General features: G+C 66.9%; 14 protein-coding genes and 1 riboswitch. Of the genes, 6 read left to right on the plus strand and 8 right to left on the minus strand.

The genetic code is table 11. From position 1 onward, the window contains the following. Positions 1-10: 10 nt before the first annotated feature. Positions 11-1297, minus strand: coding sequence for a sensor histidine kinase (locus ACZ75I_RS14520; RefSeq protein WP_061479822.1), 1287 nt, complete (start codon positions 1295-1297; stop codon positions 11-13). Beyond that, on the minus strand, positions 1284-1997 hold the full coding sequence (locus ACZ75I_RS14525; RefSeq protein WP_072169171.1) for a response regulator transcription factor: 714 nt from the start codon (positions 1995-1997) through the stop codon (positions 1284-1286). The genes ACZ75I_RS14520 and ACZ75I_RS14525 overlap by 14 nt, the downstream gene beginning before the upstream one ends. A 131-nt stretch (positions 1998-2128) precedes the next feature. On the opposite strand from ACZ75I_RS14525, the gene ACZ75I_RS14530 reads away from it, so the two are divergent. The 4 genes from ACZ75I_RS14530 to ACZ75I_RS14545 all read left to right on the plus strand — a co-directional run bounded on the left by ACZ75I_RS14530 (position 2129) and on the right by ACZ75I_RS14545 (position 9041). Beyond that, complete coding sequence (locus ACZ75I_RS14530; RefSeq protein WP_061479818.1) at positions 2129-3832, plus strand: ArnT family glycosyltransferase; 1704 nt, start codon at positions 2129-2131, stop codon at positions 3830-3832. 113 nt (positions 3833-3945) lie between these two features. Further along, a complete protein-coding gene (locus tag ACZ75I_RS14535; protein ID WP_061479819.1) occupies positions 3946-4713 on the plus strand; it encodes a phosphatase PAP2 family protein in 768 nt (255 codons plus the stop codon). Continuing rightward, a complete protein-coding gene (locus ACZ75I_RS14540; RefSeq protein ID WP_154351223.1) occupies positions 4710-6359 on the plus strand; it encodes a phosphoethanolamine transferase in 1650 nt (549 codons plus the stop codon). The genes ACZ75I_RS14535 and ACZ75I_RS14540 overlap by 4 nt, the downstream gene beginning before the upstream one ends. A 717-nt stretch (positions 6360-7076) precedes the next feature. Then, positions 7077-9041 carry a M2 family metallopeptidase gene (locus tag ACZ75I_RS14545; RefSeq protein WP_231352244.1) on the plus strand — a complete coding sequence of 655 codons (1965 nt, stop codon included), beginning with the start codon at positions 7077-7079 and terminating at the stop codon, positions 9039-9041. Positions 9042-9168: 127 nt separating this feature from the next. Here the strand turns inward: ACZ75I_RS14545 and ACZ75I_RS14550 are convergent, their stop codons facing one another. The 3 genes from ACZ75I_RS14550 to ACZ75I_RS14560 all read right to left on the minus strand — a co-directional run bounded on the left by ACZ75I_RS14550 (position 9169) and on the right by ACZ75I_RS14560 (position 11909). After that, complete coding sequence (locus ACZ75I_RS14550; protein WP_005418286.1) at positions 9169-9561, minus strand: hypothetical protein; 393 nt, start codon at positions 9559-9561, stop codon at positions 9169-9171. Between the two features lie 83 nt (positions 9562-9644). After that, positions 9645-10541: a siderophore-interacting protein gene (locus ACZ75I_RS14555; protein ID WP_061478838.1), complete on the minus strand. Its 897-nt coding sequence runs from the start codon at positions 10539-10541 to the stop codon at positions 9645-9647. Positions 10542-10682: 141 nt separating this feature from the next. Beyond that, the gene (locus tag ACZ75I_RS14560; protein ID WP_472958138.1) at positions 10683-11909 is read right to left on the minus strand and encodes a multidrug effflux MFS transporter; all 1227 of its coding nucleotides are present in this window, start codon (positions 11907-11909) and stop codon (positions 10683-10685) included. 298 nt (positions 11910-12207) lie between these two features. Beyond that, a riboswitch (glycine riboswitch) is annotated at positions 12208-12310 on the plus strand. A gap of 62 nt (positions 12311-12372) precedes the next feature. On the opposite strand from ACZ75I_RS14560, the gene gcvP reads away from it, so the two are divergent. Further along, positions 12373-15240, plus strand: a complete 2868-nt coding sequence (gene gcvP, locus ACZ75I_RS14565) for an aminomethyl-transferring glycine dehydrogenase (RefSeq protein WP_049411804.1) — start codon at positions 12373-12375, stop codon at positions 15238-15240. A gap of 92 nt (positions 15241-15332) precedes the next feature. Here the strand turns inward: gcvP and ACZ75I_RS14570 are convergent, their stop codons facing one another. From ACZ75I_RS14570 to ACZ75I_RS14580, 3 genes are all read right to left on the minus strand, one after another. Then, positions 15333-15743 carry a VOC family protein gene (locus ACZ75I_RS14570; protein ID WP_472958139.1) on the minus strand — a complete coding sequence of 137 codons (411 nt, stop codon included), beginning with the start codon at positions 15741-15743 and terminating at the stop codon, positions 15333-15335. A 228-nt stretch (positions 15744-15971) separates the two neighbouring features. After that, positions 15972-17339, minus strand: a complete 1368-nt coding sequence (locus tag ACZ75I_RS14575; RefSeq protein WP_061478840.1) for an amino acid permease — start codon at positions 17337-17339, stop codon at positions 15972-15974. Between the two features lie 82 nt (positions 17340-17421). After that, the gene (locus ACZ75I_RS14580; RefSeq protein WP_005418296.1) at positions 17422-18144 is read right to left on the minus strand and encodes a helix-turn-helix transcriptional regulator; all 723 of its coding nucleotides are present in this window, start codon (positions 18142-18144) and stop codon (positions 17422-17424) included. Between the two features lie 112 nt (positions 18145-18256). Between ACZ75I_RS14580 and ACZ75I_RS14585 the strand changes: the two genes are divergently transcribed. Beyond that, a complete protein-coding gene (locus tag ACZ75I_RS14585; RefSeq protein ID WP_472958140.1) occupies positions 18257-20338 on the plus strand; it encodes a catalase in 2082 nt (693 codons plus the stop codon). The last annotated feature ends 16 nt before the right edge of the window (positions 20339-20354 follow it).

The raw sequence follows: 20354 nt of genomic DNA on the forward strand, positions 1-20354 counted from the left end.
GGCCGTCCGATCAAGCGGGGCGCGAAGCGCCGAAGTCCAGGGTGACACGCGTCCCGCGCGGTTGGCGGGGCTGCAACTGCAGCGTCCAGCCCAGGTGCTCGCACAGCCGCGCGATCAGGTCCAGGCCGATGCCACTGCCTCGATCGGCACGCTCGCCGCGGGCCATGCGCGCGTGGATCGCCGCGATCTCCTCCGGGCTCATCCCGTGCCCGGGGTCCTGCAGGGTCAGTACCGCCGACGAACTCAGCTGCAGCTCGATATGGCCGCGGCCGCTGTTTTCGATGGCATTGCGCAGCAGGTTGCCGATCGCCGCCTGCACCACCGCCAGCGGCGCGACGATATCCACCGGCGCAGCCTGGATGCCGATGCTCAGGTCCTTGTCGCCGAGCAGGTAGCGATGGTCGTCGACGATCTCCGGCAGCAGCTGGTCCAGTGCGATGCGCTCGGCACGCGCGGCCAGGCGCGCGGGATCACGCGCCAGCACCAGCAGCAGCTCGATCAGCTGCTCCACGCTCTGTGCCGTGCGCAGCACCCGCTGCATCTGTTGGCGGGCACGTTCGGGCAGGCCCGGTTGCTCCAGCGCCAGCTCGGCTGCACCGGTCATCACTGCGATCGGCGTGCGCAGTTCGTGGCTGGCGGTACTGATGAAGACCCGCTCACGCTCGACGAACTGCTCGTTGCGGTCCAGGTAGTCGTTCAGCGCATCGGCGATGGTGTGCAGCTCGGAACTGCCGCGCGGGTCGACCTCGATGCGCTGGCCCTGAACGCCCGGCCGCAATGCGCCGATGTGCTGGGCCAGCAGGCTCAACGGGCGCACCATGCGTTCCATGCCGAAGGATGCCATCAGCACGGTGACGAAGATCATGATCACCCCGGCCAGCATCACCCAGCGCGTGGCGAACTGCTCCAGGTCATGGAAATCGGAGATGTCCAGCGCCAGCGCGACCCGTCCCATCGACCGGGTCTCGCGCACCATCACCGCCGTCTCCCGGCCTTTGATCATCACGCCGTCGTGAAGGCCCGGATGCAGCGTACGCAGGCTGTCAGGCAGGTTGACTGCATCGAAGCGGTACAGGCTGAGCGTGTCCGAATCCTGCCAGCGATAGTGCGGTTCATGCTCGACGTGCTCGACGATGCTGTCCAGTTCGGAATTGAGCAGCGCGCGCCAGGCGGCATGTTCGGCGTGTTCGTGCACGTAGTTGCCGACGCTGAACACAGCGATCGACAGCAGGGCCAGGTAGCCCAGCAACCACCACACCACGCGCCGGTACAGCGGGCCCGGCCTACGCGCCTTCATCATCATCCTTGCCTGCATCGGCGGCCGCGGTCACCGCAAGGCGGTAACCAACCCGCGGCAGGGTGTGGATCAGCTTGTCGGCAAACGGACCATCGACGCTGCGGCGCAGCTCATAGACATGCGAGCGCAGCAGGTCACCATCCGGTGGCTCGTCGCCCCACAGGGCGAACTCCAGCTGTTGGCGGGTGACCGCACCGGGGCTGGCGCGCATCAGCACCTCCAGCAGCTTGCGGCAGGCCGGGTAGAGGTGGAGCACCTGACCACCCCGCTGGGCTTCGAGGGTCGCCAGGTCAAGCACCAGGTCGCCCACCTGCAGGCGCTTGCGCGGGTTCCGGCCCTGCGCACGCAGCAGCAGCGCCTCCAGCCGAACTTCCAGCTCGGGCAGGGCGAACGGCTTGGTCAGGTAATCGTCGGCACCCGCGCGGAAGCCGGTGATCTTGTCCGGCAGTTCGTCGCGCGCGGTCAGCATGATCACCGGCACCTCCGAAGCCTGCTCGGCGCGCAGGCGACGCAGCACCTCCGGCCCCTCCATGCGCGGCAGCATCCAGTCCAGGATCACCGCGTCGTAGGGATGGCTGCCGGCCAGGTGCAGGCCGGTGATGCCGTCCGGGGCCACGTCGAGCACGTGCCCGCGCGACTCGAAGTAGTCGAACAGGTTGGCCACCAGCTGGCGGTTGTCCTCGATCACCAACAGACGCATGCACGAAACATCCACGGAAGTTCGTACCATGGTAGCGCTGCCCATGTCGGAATGCGGTCGTCCCGGCCTCCTCTGACGCTTTTCCAACCCCCGCCACCTCAGAATGGCCGTTTTTGCTCCCGGAGCCTGCCGTGCCCGTAGCCCTGCCCCGCCGTTGGCGCCTGCCCCTGTTGTGGCTGTTGATCGTTGCTGCGCTGGCAGCGGGGATCGGCCTTCGGCAGCCGCAGCCACCGGACGAGCCGCGCTTCGTGCTGGCGGCCCGCACCATGGTCGAGAGTGGGCAATGGCTGCTGCCGCACCGGGGCGTGGAGCTGTATGCGGAGAAGCCACCCGTCTTCATGTGGCTGCAGGCGGCGGCCTACGAGATCGTCGGCAGCTGGCAGTGGTCGTTCCTGCTGCCGTCGCTGCTGGGCGCCCTGCTCAGCCTGTGGTTGGTGTCGGATCTGGCACGCCGACTGTGGTCACCGCGGCATTCCCTGTACGCCCTGGCGGCGCTGTTCTGCACCCTGCAGTTTGGCCTGATGGCCAAGCGCGCGCAGATCGACATGGTGCTGGTCGGCATGACCACGGTGGCCCTGTGGGGCTTGATGCGCCACCTGTGCGAACGCCGCAACCTGGCTGCCTTGTGGCTGGCGGGGTTCGCCGCTGGCCTCGGCACGGTGACCAAAGGCGTGGGTTTCCTGCCGCTGCTGATGGTCCTGCCGTGGTTCGGCTGGTGGCTGTACCAGCGTCGCCGCGGGCGCAGCGTTGACGGCCCACACCCGGCAACGCTGCTGTGGCTGATCCCGGCCTTCCTGCTGGGCGTGTCGGTGTGGCTTGCGCCGCTGGGCTGGGCCCTGCTGCACACGCCCAGCGCCGAACTGCAGGCCTACGCGCATGAGCTGTTGTTCAAGCAGACCGGTACCCGCTATGCCAACGCCTGGCACCATCGCCAACCGGCCTGGTACTACCTGCAGGTGATCCTGACCCTGTGGCTGCCGGGCAGCCTGCTGCTGCCGCTGCTGTTCAAGCCGTGGTGGCGCCGCATCCGCCGGGGCGACCGCCGGCAGTGGCTGCTGCTGGGCTGGGCGCTGCTGGTGCTGGTGTTCTTCAGTGCCAGCCCGGGCAAGCGCGAGGTCTATGTGCTGCCGATGCTGCCTGCGATGGCACTGGCGGTTGCGCCGTTGTTGCCGGGCTTGCTGCGCCGGCTGTGCGTGCGCCGCTATTTGTTCGGCTACAGCGTGGTGCTGATGCTGGCCACCGGCGTGCTCGGCGTGATGCTGATGACCGAGCACCCGTGGGCCTTGGCGCAACTGGAACGCCGGGCCATGCCCGATACGCTGCTGCCGGTGCTGGGTGATGGCCTGCTGACCTTCGCCATCGCGCTGGCCACGTTGGCCGTCTGGTTGCGGGTGCGCCGCGCCACGACACTGGTGCTGCTGACCCACGGCATGCTGTGGATGCTCTACGGCCTGGTGCTGATCCCGGCACTGGATCCCTACGCATCGGCATCGGCGCTGATGCGCCGCGTCGGCGCGCGGATCGGTCCGGACGCCGAACTGGCGCTGGTCGCCTGGCGCGAGCAGAACCTGCTGCAGGCTGACCGCCCGGTACGCGAGTTCGGCTTCAAGCGGCCCTGGGCCGAGCAATGGCACGATGCCGGCCCCTGGCTCGCCGAAGCGCCGGACAAGCGCTGGCTGCTGGTGCTGGACGAGGCGATGAGTCCCTGCGTGGATCCGGCCAAGGTGATCGACATCGGCATGGCCAACAGGAATCGTTGGCAACTGCTTCCCGGTACGGCCTGGGACCCGCAATGCCACGCCGAACGGGCCGGCTCGACCGCCGAAGAAGACTGAACGTTGACTCGTGCCGGGGAAATCATTAACCCGGCGCGAACGAGCGTCCGACCCTTCTCCGACATGCAGGTGACGAGCATGGCTGCGGATTCCCGAACCCACCTTCCCTCAGCATGCCCGTTCGTCCCCTTGATTCGATCGCGCCGCTTGCGACATCGCCACTGGCGTCAAGATTCGCCGTAACTCACTTTTGGCTGCCTGTCGCAATCGGTCTGCCCGTGTTTGCGCTGCTGATGGGGTTCGGCGGCGACCAGTGGGTGGCCGATCACCTGTTCCGCCTTGAGGGCAGCCGATGGGTGCTACAGGACGCCTGGATCACCCGCAGCGTCGTGCACAAGGCCGGTAAATGGTTGAGCACTGCGGCGGCGCTGGTCGTGCTCCTGCTGTGCTTCCATCACTGGCGTAAAGGACGCGATCACACCCTGCGGTGGGCGCTGCTTTATGTCGTACTTGCCCTGGCGCTGGGCACCGGCGTGATCTCCCTGCTGAAGTCGCTGGTGCCGATGGAATGCCCTTGGGACTTGCTGCGCTACGGCGGCCACCAGCCATTTATCGGGCTTTTCACCGCACGCCCCGCTGGCATGGCCGCGCAGGCCTGCTTCCCGGCCGGGCACGCCAGTGCCGGCTACGCCTGGCTGTGCCTGTACTACTTCGCCCTGCTATGGCGCCCGTCGTGGCGCTGGGCCGGGTTGTGGATCGGCCTCGGCGCCGGTTTGGTGTTCGGCATCAGCCAGCAGCTGCGCGGAGCGCATTTCCTTTCGCATGACGTCGCCACTGCATTGATCTGCTGGCTGCTTTCGCTCGGCCTCTATCTGATCGTCAAGCGCGTCCTGACACACCGTCAACTGAACCATGCCAACCGCCAGGAGGCAAACGCATGAGCGCATCGGTCCAACGGCCCGCCCGCCTCCCCGCCCTTGCGGGTCTGCGCCACTGGCGGCCGCAGCTGTCCACCGAAGCGCTGATCGCGCTGACCAGCCTGTTCTTCGCGGTGGCCGGCAATGGCCTGTTCTGGCACAGCGCGATGGCCAGCCATCCAGGCAGCCTGCGCTACGCGCTTTCGCTGCTGCTGTTGCTGCTGGGTGCTCACGGCGTACTGCTGGGCATCCTGGTCTGGCGCTGGAACGCCAAGGTGGTGATCAGCCTGTTGCTGCTGGTGACCGCATTCGCCGCGCACTACATGAGCCGCTACCACATCTACCTGGATGCGGACATGCTGCGCAACGTGCTGGCGACGGACCCCAAGGAAAGCCGCGAGTTGATGACCGTGTCGCTGCTGTGGCCGGTCCTGTTGCTGGCCGTGTTGCCGATGGCGGTGTTGTGGCGCGTGCAGCTGCGTCGCCGCAGCTGGGGCCGCAGCCTGTTGTGGCGTCTGGGCTTCCTGCTGGTGGCCGCGGTGACCGCCGTCGGCGGCGCGTTGATCTCGTTCCAGGACGTCTCGGCACTGATGCGCAACCAGCGCGAAGTGCGTTACCTCGCCACTCCGGCCAACGTGCTGCTGGGCATGCCGCGTGCGCTGCGTGGCGACAACCCGGTGCAGCGCGCACCGAAGCTGCCGATCGGCACCGACGCCAAGGCCACTCCGCGAGCGCCGGCCAGCAAGCCGCGCCTGCTGGTGATCGTCATGGGCGAGACCGTGCGTGCGCAGAACTGGGGCCTCAACGGTGGCCGCAACACCACCCCGGAACTGGCGCAGGCCAGCGTGATCAATTTCCCGGACATGCATTCCTGCGGCACCAGCACGGAGGTCTCGCTGCCGTGCCTGTTCTCGCCGTGGGGCCGCCACGACTACGACGAGAAGAAGATCCGTGCGCACCAGTCGCTGCTGCACGTACTCAACCGCGCCGGCATCGCGCCGCTGTGGCGTGACAACCAGTCCGGCTGCAAGGGCGTGTGCGAGGGCCTGGACTTCCAGTCATTGTCCGACGCCACCACACCCGGCCTGTGCGCCGATGGCCGCTGCATGGACGAGATCCTGCTGCAGGACCTGGCCACCCAGGTGCGGGCCAAGCCCGGCGACCGGGTCGTGGTGCTGCACCAGCTGGGCAACCACGGCCCGGCCTATTTCGAGCGCTATCCGCCCGCGTTCCGCCGCTTCACCCCGACCTGCGACACCCGTGACATCGGCCGCTGCTCGCGCGACGAGATCACCAACAGCTATGACAACGCGGTGTTGTACACCGATCATTTCCTGAGCAAGACCATTGCTACCCTGCAGGGCATGCAGGATTACGACACGGCGATGATCTACCTGTCCGACCATGGTGAATCGCTGGGCGAGAAGGGCCTGTTCCTGCATGGCGTGCCGTATGCGATCGCACCGGCCGAGCAGACCCGCGTACCGATGACGATGTGGTTCTCGCCGGGCTTCGCCAGCAGCCGTGGGTTGGACCTGCAGTGCGTGCGCAAGCGTTCGGCGGCCTATACCGACCACGACAACCTGTTCCCGTCGGTGCTGGGCCTGATGCAGGTTAAGACGGCGCTGTACGAGCGCGATCGCGACGTGTTCGCCAACTGCGAAGGTTGAGGGGTGTTTGGCAGGGCTTGCAGCCCTGCACCTGCGGTAGTGCCGGCCGCTGGCCGGTAGCCTCGACAGCGACAGCGACAGCGACAGCAACAGCAAAAGCTGGCATTCCGTGGATTGGCGGGGTGGGTCCGGTTGCGGGGGACGCAGCAAGTACGTCCATGTAAGCTCGGTCGCCGCATTCATGCGGCTCACGCCCCCGCAACCGGACCCACCCCGCCTTCGACAGATTTTCGCGATCTGTCGGAACGACGCATTGCCCTGGTGGGTGTCGACCTTGGTCGACACAGTAGATCCACGCCATGCGTGGATGACCCATTCGATATCTGACAGATGTGTCGACCAAGGTCGACACCTACCGACAGCACACGGAATCTGTCAGAGGTGGGGCGGTGTCGGAGTGCGGGGTGTCAGCCGCATGGGCCCGAGGCATGCCTCGGGCGGGTTGGGCAGGACGCCCAACCCCGGTCTTGCCGTGTGCGCAGGAAAGCGCACACGAGCAAGCGGCTGCCAAGCCTACACGGACGTACTTGCGGCGTCCCCGCACTCCGACACCGCCCCGCCAAACCACGGATCGCCCGCTGTTGCTGCTGCTTCGGCCTTTGCCCTTGCTTGAAAGCCTCTGCGGGTGCAGGGCGCAGCCCTGCCGACTTCCGCCACTTGCGGTGGCAGCGACGGCCCACTAGCCTTCGGCCGTCGTTCACCACCCAAGGACCGCCCGTGAAACACCGTCATCTCCTGCTGGCCTCGGCAATCGCCGCCGCCACGCTGGCCCTGGCCGCCTGCAAGAAGGAAGCTGCCCCAGGCACCGATACCGCCAGCAGCAGCGCTCCGGCCGGTGAAACCGCCGACCAGTTCGTGGCCCGCATCAATGCCGAATTCAAGGCCGCTTACCCGGAGATGACCTCGGCGCAGTGGCTGTCCTCCACCTACATCAACGGTGATTCGGAACGCATTGCGGCCAAGGCCAACGAGCGTTCGCTGACCCAGCTCAACAGCTGGATCGAACAGGCCGCCAAGTTCGACGGCAAGCCGATGAGCGAGGACAGCAAGCGCGCGATCCACCTGCTGAAGCTGATGTCCTCGATGCCTGCACCGCGCGACCCGGCCAAGCTGGCCGAGCTGACCCAGATCGCCACGCGCATGGAAGGCAGCTACGGTGCCGGCAAGTACTGCACCGATGCCAATGATCCGAACTCCTGCCGCCAGCTGGGCGAGCTGGAACAGGTGCTGGCGCGCAGCCGCGACTATGACAAGCAGCTCGACGCCTGGCAGGGCTGGCACAGCACCACCAAGAGCATGCGCGGCGACTACCAGAAGTTCGTCGGCCTGGTGAACGAAGGCGCCAAGGGCATGGGCTTTGCCGATGCCGGCCAGATGTGGCGCAGCGGCTATGACATGCCGCCCGAACAGATCGGCCCGGAAACCGACCGCCTCTGGGAACAGGTCAAGCCGATGTACGAGCAGCTGCACTGCTACGCACGCGGCAAGCTGGACAAGACCTACGGCAAGGACAAGGCCGAAGTGGGCAACGGCCTGATTGCCGCGCACCTGCTGGGCAACATGTGGCAGCAGGACTGGTCGAACCTGTGGGACCAGCTGGAACCGTACCCGGGTGCCGGCAGCCTGGACATCACCGCTGCACTGGAAAAGCAGTACCAGACCAACCTGAGCGCGGCGCTGGCCAAGGCCGGCAAGGACGCCAACGTGGCGGCCCAGTACAAGGCGCAGCGCGAAGCCGAACTGCGTACCGCCAAGCAGATGACCGAACGCGCACAGGACTTCTATGTGTCGCTGGGCATGCCGTCGCTGCCGCAGTCGTACTGGGAACGCACCCAGTTCATCAAGCCCGACGACCGCGATGTGGTCTGCCACGCCAGCGCCTGGGACATGAACATGGAAGGCGATGTGCGCACCAAGATGTGCATCAAGCCGAACGAAGAGAACTTCACCACCATCTACCACGAGCTGGGCCATATCTATTATGACCTGGCCTACAACCCGCTGCCGCCGCTGTTCCAGGGCGGTGCCAACGATGGCTTCCATGAGGCGATCGGCGACACCATCGTGCTGGCGATGACGCCCAAGTACCTCAGCTCGATCGGCTTGGTCGATGCACCGACCGAGAGCCGCGAAGCGGTCATCAACAACCAGATGCGCATGGCGCTGTCGGGCGTGTCGTTCCTGCCGTTCGGGCTGATGATCGACCGCTGGCGCTGGGGCGTGTTCGATGGTTCGATCACCGCCGACAACTACAACAAAGCGTGGTGGGACCTGAAGGCCAAGTACCAGGGCGTGGCCCCGGCCAGCACCCGTGGCGAGGAATTCTTCGATCCGGGCGCGAAGTACCACGTGCCGGGCAACACCCCGTACACCCGCTACTTCCTGGCCCGCATCCTGCAGTTCCAGTTCTACAAGGGCCTGTGCGATGCGGCCGGCTACAAGGGCCCGCTGCACGAGTGCACCTTCTACGGCAACAAGGAAGCCGGCCAGAAATACTGGGCGATGCTGAGCAAGGGTGCCAGCCAGCCGTGGCAGGCCACGCTGAAGGAGCTGACCGGCACCGACAAGCTCGATGCCGGCCCGATGATCGAGTACTTCACTCCGGTCAACGAGTGGCTGAAGCAGCAGAATGAAGGCCAGATGTGTGGCTGGCAGGCCAACGCGGCCCCGGCGGCGAAATGAGAAAAGGGGCGGATCCGCAAGGATCCGCCCCTTCTCCGTGTTGTAGAGCCGAGCCATGCTCGGCTGCGTTTCCACCGTGCTGCGCACGGCAAGCCGAGCACGGCTCGGCTCTACAGATTCGGCGCGATCAGCTGTCCTTCTTCGCCGCCATCGCCGCGGCCAGTTCCGCCTTGAATTCCTCGAAGGTCTGGCCCTTCTCTTTCGCTTCGGCATGCGCGGCGTCGCGCAGCGCATCGGAGTACATCAGGCGCACCGGCGTGCCGTTGCGCTCGTGCAGTTCACCTGCCTGCATGATCAGCGCCAGTACCTGTGCGGCGGAGTCACTGTGGCCGGCGATGCGGCCGTCCATACCCAGCACCCATTCGCCGTCGCGGCGCACGACACCGGCCAGCAGGGTGCGCTGCGCGTCGCGCAGTTCGGCATGCGGCTCCACCGGCGAGGCCTGGGCAGCGGCCTTGTTGGCGGCCTGCTTTTCCTGGCGACGGCGCTGGTCGCGGCGGGTCTTGGAGCTGGTGGACATGGTGCGGTACCGCTGCGAAGGGGGGCGCAAGGATAGCGCACCCCGCCCGCAGCGCTGCTTCACGCGTGCTCGATCCAGTCCGGTCAGTCCAGCACCTTGCCATGCCGCCAGTAGCCCATGAAGGTGATCGCGCGGCGGTCCAGCCCGCAATCGCGCACCAGGTGGCGGCGGATCGCCATCACCGCCCCCGCCTCACCCGCCACCCAGGCATACAGCGGACCGGCCACACGGGTATCGGCCTGCTCCCAGAGGATCTGCGTATCGACGTCGATCTCCTCCAGCGCATCGCCGGCAGCCACGCTCGAGGTCGCTGCCAACCGCGCCTGGACCGCCTGCAGCAACGGCTGTCCGTAGGCGGCCTGCCCGCGCGGCAGCCAGACCAGCTCGGCGCTGGAGGGCGCCTTCAGGTGCACCGCATCACCGGCCTGCGCCACCTCCAGCAGCGCCAGCGTGCGCGGTGGGTCGACCATGGCCGCCAGTTCCTCAAGAATGCCAGCCACCGCCGGTAGCGCGGTTTCATCGGCCACCAGCAGCACCTGGCCGACGCCGGCCGGCGGCCTCCATTCCCAGCCTTCGCTGCTGTCGGCACAGTCGGCATCGGGGGCCAGCAGCACTACGCGGTCGCCCGGTCGCGCGTGGATGGCCCAGCGCGAGGCCGGCCCGGTCTCGCCATGCAGCACGAAATCAACATCGACTTCGCCCAGCTCTGCACGCAGCTGGCGGATGGTATAGGTGCGCATCGGCGGGCGCTGATCGTCCGGCAGCGCCCGGTAGCGGGGGTACCAGTCCTCGCCGCTGGGCACCTGTGGCAGGTCCTGCCCGGGCAAGGGGAAGAACACCTTGATGCGCTGGTCCGGGCCTTCGGTCTTCATCCGCGCCACGTCGGCGCCGGTGAACACCATGCGGTCCAGGGAAGGGGAAAGAACGCGGCGCTCCTTCAGCGCCACCTCGAACAGGCGGTAGGTCTGCTGCGCAGCCATGGCGAAACCTCATGCAACGACATTGGGTCGGCTGGCTGTCGTGCACCCACGCACCGGCTGGCTGGAATGCCCAGCCTAGTCCGGCCGTTCCCTGCCGCAAGTGTTTCGGGCATCGCGGCCCACCCTACCCCTGCGCGCTGCTCAGTGACCCGTGCAGGCTGCCCGCGCCGCGCGCTCGCGCTGGTGTTCCCAGTACCAGAACACGAAACCGGCGCCGAAGAACGCCGCCTGGCCCAGTGCCAGGTGCAGCGGGCTGCCGCTCAGCAGTGGTGACACCACGCCGGCCACCACGGTGCTGATCATCAGCTGCACGAAGGCCTGCAGCGACGAGGCCAGGCCGCGCTGATGCGGGTACATGTCCAGCACCGCCAGCGCCAGGATCGGGAAGATCAGCGCCATGCCCATGCCACCCAGGAAGATCGGCAGTACCGCCCATGGCAGCACGAACTGTGGCGACAGCACCACGTAGCCAACGTTCAACAGCACTGACAATGCGCACAGGCCGAAACCAATGGAGACCTGGCGGGTGGGCGTGGTGTGCCCGGCCATGCGCCCGGACAGGAATGAGCCGGTGGTCATGCCGCCGATGGTCGGGATGAACAACCAGGCGAAACCGCCCTCGCCCAGGTGCAGGTGCTGCATCACGAACACCGGCGCCGAGGAGATGTACAGGAAGATTCCACCAAAGCCGATGCTGCCGGCCAGTGCCAGGCGCAGGAAGCGAGGGTTGAAACCGATGCGCACGTAATCGCGCATCAACGCGCGCGGCGACAACGGCACGCGCGCTTCGACGGGATGGGTCTCGGGCAGGTAGCGTGCAGTGGCCGCCAGCAGGACCAGCCCGAACACCACCAGGAACCAGAAGATCAGCGGCCACCCCGCGCCACTGAGCAGGATCCAGCCACCGATGATCGGCGCGATGGCCGGGGCGATGCCGAACAGCATCGACACCTGGCTCATCAGCCGCTGGGCATCGTGGCCGTGGTACAGGTCGCGGATCACCGCGCGGCCGACGATCATGCCGACACCCGCCGACAGGCCCTGCAGCGCACGGAACGCCAGCAGCGTGGTCAGGTCGGTGGACAGCGCGCAGCCCACCGAGGCGCCGACGAACACCACCAGGCCACCGAGGATCACCCGCTTGCGGCCCCAGGCGTCGGACAGCGGACCGTGCGCCAGGCTCATCAGGCCGTAGAACAGCAGGTAGACGCTGATGGTCTGCTGCACCGCCACCTCGTCCACCGCCAGGCGCCGGGCCAGCTGCGGGAAGGCCGGGAAGATGGTGTCGATCGAGAACGGGCCGAACATGGCCAGGCCGGCAAGCAGCAGGGCCATGCGGCGGGTGGAGGGAGCAACAACGGCGGTCATGAGAAAGGCGTCCGGCAGGGCCATGCGTGGCACGCACGGCGGGCGCCGGTCCCCTTCTGCAGGGACGGCGCCAGATGAAGTCGGGTATCCGGCCATCATAGGTGGGGATTGCGCCCGATGCCATGCAGCGATGCACAAAACGCACGTCCGGGCCATCGGCCATTCAGCCGCGGGGCCGTGCCGGGAGGCGGCCCGCGGGCCCGCAACGGGCTATAATCCGCCGGCAACACGGTGGGAGAAGCGGAACACCGCTGCCGAAGGCGCAACGCCCGTAATCGCTCAGGCCCGATACCACCCGTAACAGAACTCTGGAGAGACCGGTTCGATCCGGCGCCGAAGGGGCACGAAGCTGCGGTTTTCCGCGCTTCCAAACTCTCAGGCAAAAGGACAGAGGGGCGCCCCGCAGACCGCCGACCGGCGGCTTGTGCCCGTGCGTGTGCCCTTTCCTGACGGATCCTTCGCCATGTCCCAGAACACCCCTTCCCTGCGTGAGCTCGAGCACCACAATGCGTTCGTCGAGCGTCACATCGGCCCCAACGATGCCGAGATCGCGCAGATGCTCGACGTCGTCGGCCACGCGTCGCTGGATGCGATGACCGATGCCATCGTGCCGGCCAAGATCAAGTCGCCGGCGCCGCTGGCGCTGCCGGAGTCGATGACCGAAGTGCAGGCACTGGCGAAGATCCGCGCGATCGCCGACAAGAACACCGTGCTGCGCAGCTTCATCGGCCAGGGCTACTACGGTACCCACACCCCGAACGTGATCCTGCGCAACATCCTGGAAAACCCGGCCTGGTACACCGCCTACACCCCGTACCAGGCCGAGATCTCGCAGGGCCGCATGGAAGCGCTGATCAACTTCCAGACCCTGTGCGCCGACCTCACCGGCATGGAGATCGCCAACGCCTCGCTGCTGGACGAAGCCACCGCCGCCGCCGAAGCGATGACCCTGGCCAAGCGTTCGGCCAAGTCGAAGTCGGACACCTTCTTCGTGCACGACGCCGTGCACCCGCAGACCCTGGAACTGCTGCGTACCCGCGCAGAACCGATGGGCATTGTGCTGCGCGTCGGCACCCCCGCCGAAGCACTGGAAGCGGAAGCCTTCGGCCTGCTGCTGCAGTACCCGGACACCTTCGGCCAGGTCGGCGACTACAAGGCGCTGGTTGATGCCGTGCACGCGCGCGGCGGCCTGGTGGCCGTGGCCACCGACCTGCTGGCACTGACCCTGCTGGCCGCCCCGGGCGAATGGGGCGCGGACATCGTGGTCGGCAACAGCCAGCGTTTCGGCGTGCCGTTCGGCTTCGGCGGCCCGCACGCCGCGTTCATGGCCTGCCGTGACGCCTACAAGCGCTCGATGCCGGGCCGCCTGATCGGTGTCTCCATCGATGCCCAGGGCAACCCGGCCTACCGCCTGACCCTGCAGACCCGCGAGCAGCACATCCGCCGCGAGAAGGCGACGTCGAACATCTGTACCGCACAGGTGCTGCTGGCGGTGATGGCCTCGATGTATGCGGTCTACCATGGTCCGGAAGGCCTGACCCGCATCGCCCGGCGCACCCACCGCCTGGCCTCGATCCTGGCTGCGGCACTGCGCAACGCCGGCGTGCAGGTCGGTGGCGACTTCTTCGACACCCTGCACATCACCGGCGTGCATGCCGATGAGATCCACGCCAAGGCACGCGCCGCCGGTTACAACCTGCGGGCGATCGACAGCGACTCGGTCGGCATCAGCCTGGACGAGACCGCCACCCGCGCCGACGTGGTCGCGCTGGCCGCCGTGTTCGGCGCGCAGGCCGACGTCGATGCGCTGGACGCCAGCACCGCCGACGCGCTGCCGGCCGGCCTGCTGCGCCAGTCCGCGTTCCTGACCCATCCCGTGTTCAATACCCACCACAGCGAGCACGAGCTACTGCGCTACCTGCGTTCGCTGGCCGACAAGGACCTGGCGATGGACCGCACGATGATCCCGCTGGGCTCGTGCACCATGAAGCTCAACGCCACCGCCGAGATGATCCCGGTGACCTGGCCGGAGTTCTCGCAGATCCACCCGCTGGTGCCGGCCGACCAGGCGCTGGGCTACAAGGAACTGATCGACACGCTGGAAGCGATGCTGGTCGAATGCACCGGCTACGACGCGGTCAGCCTGCAGCCGAATTCCGGCGCACAGGGCGAGTACGCCGGCCTGCTGGCGATCCGTGCCTACCACCGATCGCGCGGCGAAGGCCACCGCGACATCTGCCTGATCCCGGACTCGGCGCACGGCACCAACCCGGCCTCGGCGCAGATGTGCGGCATGAAGGTCGTGGTGACCAAGACCGATGCCAACGGCAACGTCGACGTCGAGGACATCCGCCTCAACGCCGAGAAGTACAGCGACCGCCTGGCCGCGATCATGATGACCTACCCGTCCACGCACGGCGTGTTCGAGGAAGAGGTGGTCGAGATCTGCGAGATCATCCACAAGCACGGCGGCCAGGTGTACACCGACGGCGCCAACATGAACGCCCTGGTCGGCGTGGCCAAGCCGGGCAAGTGGGGTTCGGACGTTTCGCACCTCAACCTGCACAAGACCTTCTGCATCCCGCACGGCGGTGGTGGCCCGGGCGTGGGCCCGTGCGCGGTCAAGGAGCACCTGGCCCCGTTCCTGCCGGGCAAGCTGGGTGACAACGGCCCGGTCGGCATGGTCAGCGCGGCCAGCTTCGGCAGCGCTTCGATCCTGCCGATCAGCTGGATGTACATCGCGATGATGGGCCGCGAAGGCCTGCGCAAGGCCACCCAGGTCGCGCAGCTCAACGCCAACTACATCGCCAAGCGCCTGGCTCCGCACTTCAAGACCCTGTACACCGGCCGCAACGGCCTGGTGGCGCACGAGTGCATCCTGGACGTGCGCCCGCTGGAGAAGACCAGCGGCATCGGCGCCGAGGACGTCGCCAAGCGCCTGATCGACTTCGGCTTCCACGCCCCGACCCTGAGCTTCCCGGTCGCGGGCACGCTGATGGTCGAACCGACCGAGAGCGAGTCGCTGCACGAGCTGGATCGCTTCATCAACGCGATGATCCAGATCCGAGAGGAAATCAGCGCGATCGAAGACGGCCGCCTGGACCGCGAGGACAACCCGTTGAAGAACGCGCCGCACACCGCCACCGCGGTGACCGCCAGCGAGTGGACCCACGCCTACCCGCGCGAACTGGCCGCCTTCCCGCTGGCCAGCCTGAAGCAGAGCAAGTACTGGCCGCCGGTGGCACGCGTCGACAACGTGTACGGTGACAAGAACGTGATGTGCGCCTGCATCCCGGTCGATGCCTACAAAGATGATGAAGTCGAGGCTTGATTCCTCACTGCATCGATAAAGAAAACGGCCCGCGCAAGCGGGCCGTTTTCATGAGGGCGTGTGAACCAAGGTCCACACCCACAATTACCCGATCACGGGTCCGGCATCTGTCCCAGGCTCAACTGCCACGATACGCCGAAGCGGTCCTGCACCCAGCCATAGCGGTTGCTGAAGTCGTAATCACCCACCGGCATCAACCAATGGCCGCCCTCGCCCAGCACGCGTGCCGCACGCTCGAACTGCTCGGCACCGGAGCACTCGACGAACAGCGAGATCGACGGGCTGAAGGTGAAGTCGTGCACATCCAGGCTGTCGAAGCACAGGTAGTGGGTGCCACCGAGCAGGAAGATGGCCTGGCGGACCTGTCCGGGTACGCCGGCGCCGGCCTCCTCGGGGTGGCGTTCCAGGGCCAGCAGGCGGAAATCGGCAAAGGCTTCGGCGTACAGGGCCAGCGCGGCCTCGGCCTGGCCGGTGAACATCAGGAAGGGACGGCTGCGCAGCATGCGGTACTCCTGGTCGACGGGCCGCTGGCGGCCCACACGATCAGGATGGCACGGCGGATGTATGCCGGCTGTAGAGCCGAGCCCGCGCTCGGCTGGCGGCCACGCGAACAGCAGCCGACCACAGGGTCGGCTCTACAGAAACTACAGCAACCGCAGCCGACCACAGGGTCGGCTCTACAGAAGCTACGGCAACAGCAGCCGACCGTAGGGTCGGCTCTACAGCTTCAGTCACGCCTCGCGCATGCGCCGGGCGATGGCGCTGCCGGCGGCGATGGTGGCGGTCAGCGCCACCATCGACAGGAACTGCAGGCGGGTGTGCGCCTCGCTCAGCAGCAGGCCGAAGATCAACGCCAGGATCGCCAGCGCGCAGCAGGTCAGCCACGGGAAACCGGCCATGCGGAATGGCAGCCGGGTACCCAGGCGATCGGCGCGGCGGCGCAGCACCAGCTGCGAAACCAGCGACAGCGTCCACACCAGCAGGCAGGTGGAACCGACGATGTTCAGCAGCACCGGCAGCACCCGGTCCGGGAACAGCAGTTCCATCACTGTGGCCGCAAAGCCGAACAGCACGCTGGCCAGCACGGCGATGACCGGCACCTGCCGCGGATCGGTCCAGCCCAGCACGGCCGGTGCTTCGCGGCGCTGCGCGAGCGAATACATCATGCGCGAGGCGCCGTAGAGGTTGGCATTGAGTGCCGACAGCAGCGCGATCACCGCGATCAGGGTGATGGCGGTGCCGGCGCCCGGAATGCGCGCGATGTCCAGCACGGCGGCGAACGGTGACTTCAGTGCTTCGCTGGTCCAGGGCACCACGGCGATGATCACGCTCAGCGAGCCGATGTAGAACACCAGGATGCGCCAGGCCACAGTACGGATGGCACGGGCGATGCTGCGTTCGGGATCTTCGGTTTCGGCCGCCGCAACGGCGACGATTTCGGTGCCGCCGAAGGCAAAAACGACAACCAGCAGCGCCGCACCGATCCCGGCCAGGCCCTTCGGTGCGAAACCGCCGTGTCCGGTGAAGTTGCTCAGGCCAGGTGAGGTCACCTGCGGCAGCCAGCCCATCAGCAGTGCCACGCCAATGGCAATGAAGGCCAGGATCGCCGCCACTTTCAGGATGGCGAACCAGAATTCGAACTCGCCGAAGTTCTTCACCCCGAGCAGGTTGATCGCAGTGAAGAACAGCATGAAGGCCAACGCAGCCATCGGCACCGGCACCACCGGCCAGACCGTGGCAAGCAACCCGGCCGCACCGACCGCCTCGGCGGCGATCACGATCACCAGCTGCACCCACCACAACCAGCCGACCGTGGCGCCAGCGGTGGCGCCCATGGCATCGGCGGCGTACACCGAGAACGCGCCGCTGGTCGGTTTGGCCGCCGCCATCTCGCCCAGTGCGTTCATCACGATGATCACCAGCGCGCCAGCGACCAGATACGAGACCAGAACGGCCGGACCGGCCGCCTGCACACCGACGCCCGAGCCGAGGAACAGGCCGGCGCCGATGGCACTGCCCAGGCCCATCATGATCAGCTGACGGGGCTTGAGCGAATGTCCGAGGCGGGACGGCGAAGCGGTCGGAATCGAATTGGGCATCGGCGGGGCTGGCGGCGGGCTACAGGGGCGACACCTTACCCTGTCCCAGGCCCGCGGGGATAGGCACAGCGCAGCAGGGGGCTCAGGCCAGTGCGGGCTCGCCGACGTTGCCGCCGATCCGGGCGCGATAGGCGCGCGGCGAGAAACCGGTTTCAGCCTTGAACTTGCGGGTGAAGGCGCTCTGGTCGCTGAAACCGCAGGCCTGGCCGATGCAGGCAATGCTGTCGTCGCCATGCAACAGGTGCATGGCCATCTGGATCCGCAGCCGGGTCAGCACCTGCTGCGGGGTCATCTGGAACACTTTGCGGAAACTGCGCTCCAGCTTGGACAGTGAGAAGCCGGTGATGTCCAGCAGGGTCTGCATGCGCACGTTCTCGGCGTAGTGCGCGTTGAGGTGGGCCAGCGCCAGCCGCAGCTGCTCGTACTGGGCGCCCAGGCTGTCCTTCTGGCCCAGGTCGCGGGAAATGCCGATCAGGCCCTCGATGGCGCCATCGACCAGCAAAGGGCGCTTGCAGGTCAGGCACCAGCCCGGTTCGCGGTTGGCGAACAGGTGCAGCTCCATCAGGTTCTCGATCACCTCGCCGGACAGCACGCGGGCGTCCTGGTCGACATAGTCCGCGCTGAGGCCGGTCGGGTAGATCTCGGCCGCTGTGCGCCCGATCACGTCCTTGCGCGCGCGCAGGCCCAGCCGTCGCAGCATGGTCTGGTTGACGTGGGTGTACCGCCCCTGGCGGTCCTTGATGAAGAACAGCACGTCCGGGATGGCGTCGAACAGGGCTTCGATGTCGGCGGGCTCGACTCGCATGGGGCAAGCATACCCGAGCCTGCTTTTGCCCGTACGTTCACCTTTGCCGGACCTGGGTTTAACGGGTTCGGTTCCAGTGTCGTGGTTCCCTTGATGATCCGGAGCCTCCCCCATGGCCGCCAGCAAGCCGACCGGCAAGCGCGCAACCGAAAACCACCCCCGCGGCAACGGCGATGAACTGCACCCGCGCGCCGGCGGCAGCCACCCGGCGATGACCACCGATCAGGGCATCCCGGTGGCAGACAACCAGAACTCCCTGCGGCAGGGACCTCGAGGACCCACGCTGCTGGAAGACTTCATCCTTCGCGAGAAGATCACCCACTTCGATCACGAACGCATTCCCGAGCGCATCGTGCACGCACGTGGCAGCGCGGCACATGGCTACTTCGAGTTGACCCGGTCTCTGGCCGCCCACACCCGGGCGCGCATCCTGACCGAGGTAGGCGTGAAGACGCCCGTGTTCACCCGCTTCTCGACCGTGGCCGGCGGCGCAGGGTCGGTGGACACTCCGCGCGACGTGCGCGGCTTCGCGGTCAAGTTCTATACCAAGGAAGGCAACTGGGATCTGGTCGGCAACAACATCCCGGTGTTCTTCATCCAGGACGCCATGAAATTCCCGGACCTGGTGCATGCGGTGAAGATGGAACCAGACCGTGCGTTCCCGCAGGCGGCTTCGGCCCACGACACCTTCTGGGACTTCATTTCGCTGATGCCCGAGTCGATGCACATGATCATGTGGGCGATGAGCGACCGCGCCATTCCGCGTTCGCTGCGCATGATCGAAGGCTTCGGGGTGCACAGCTTCCGCCTGCTGAACGAGGCGGGCGAGTCGACGTTCGTCAAGTTCCATTGGCGGCCAAAGCTGGGCATCCAGTCAACGGTCTGGGACGAAGCCTTGAAACTGCAATCGGCTGACAATGACTTCCATCGCCGCGACCTGTTCGAGGCCATCCAGCGCGGTGATTTCCCCGAGTGGGAACTGGCGGTGCAGCTGTTCACCGAAGAAGAAGCCGACGCGTTCCCGTTCGATCACCTGGACCCGACCAAGATCATTCCCGAATCGCTGGTACCGCTGCAGGTGATCGGGCGCATGGTGCTGGACCGCTGGCCCGACAACTTCTTCGCCGAGACCGAGCAGGTGGCGTTCTGTCCGGCCAACGTGCCGCCGGGCATCGACTTCAGCAACGATCCACTGCTGCAGGGCCGCCTGTTCTCCTACCTGGACACCCAGCTGCTGCGGCTTGGCGGCCCGAACTTCCATCAGATCCCGGTGAATGCCCCGAAGTGCCCGTTCGCCAATCACCAGCGCGACGGCCACATGCAGATGCAGGTGCCCAAGGGCCGCGTCGCCTATGATCCCAGCTCGCTGCAGGAGGACTCGCCGCGCGAGACGCCCGCAGGTTTCCGCAGCCATGCCAGCGCCGACGATGGCCGCAAGGGCCGCACCCGCGCGGAGAGCTTCGGCGACCACTACAGCCAGGCCCGCATGTTCTTCCGTAGCCTTGAGAAGCCGGAACAGGCGCATCTGGCATCGGCACTCGTGTTCGAATTGTCCAAGGTGGAAACACTCAAGGTGCGGGTGCGTACCGTCAGCCACCTGCGCAACATCGACGAATCACTGGCGCAGCGCGTAGCCGATGGGCTCGCGCTGCCTGCACTGCCCGACCCCGCGCCGACCGCCACGCCGGCGCAGGACATGCCTGCCGCTCCCGAGGTGCGCGTGATCGGGCGCAACAAGCCCACCCTGCAAGGACGCAGCATCGGCATCCTGTTTGATGAGGGCTCCGACGCGCGCGTGATGGCCAGCCTGAGCAAAGCGGCCCGGAAGGCGGGTGCAGACGTGAAGCTGGTCGCGCCCAAAGTAGGCGGCGCCACGCTGAGCGATGGCGCGATGCAGGCGGCGGATGGGCAACTGGCGGGCACCCCATCGGCTGTGTTCGATGCGGTCGCCGTGGTGCTCAGCCCAGAAGCCGCGAAGGCCTTGTCGAAAGAGAGTGCAGCCATCGAGTTCGTCAGCCAGGCGTGGGCGCACCTGAAGGCCATCGCCAGCGACGCAGGCGGCCAGGCGCTGCTGAAGGCGGCGCGCGTCGGAAACGATGCCGGCATCGTCGAAGCGGAAGACGCCAAGGCCTTCCTGACGGCGGCCGCCACCCGCCAGTGGGCGCGTGAACCCAAGCTGCGCCTGCTGGCCTGACTACTACAACAGGAGA

The sequence above is a fragment of the Stenotrophomonas sp. X genome (assembly GCF_055721025.1).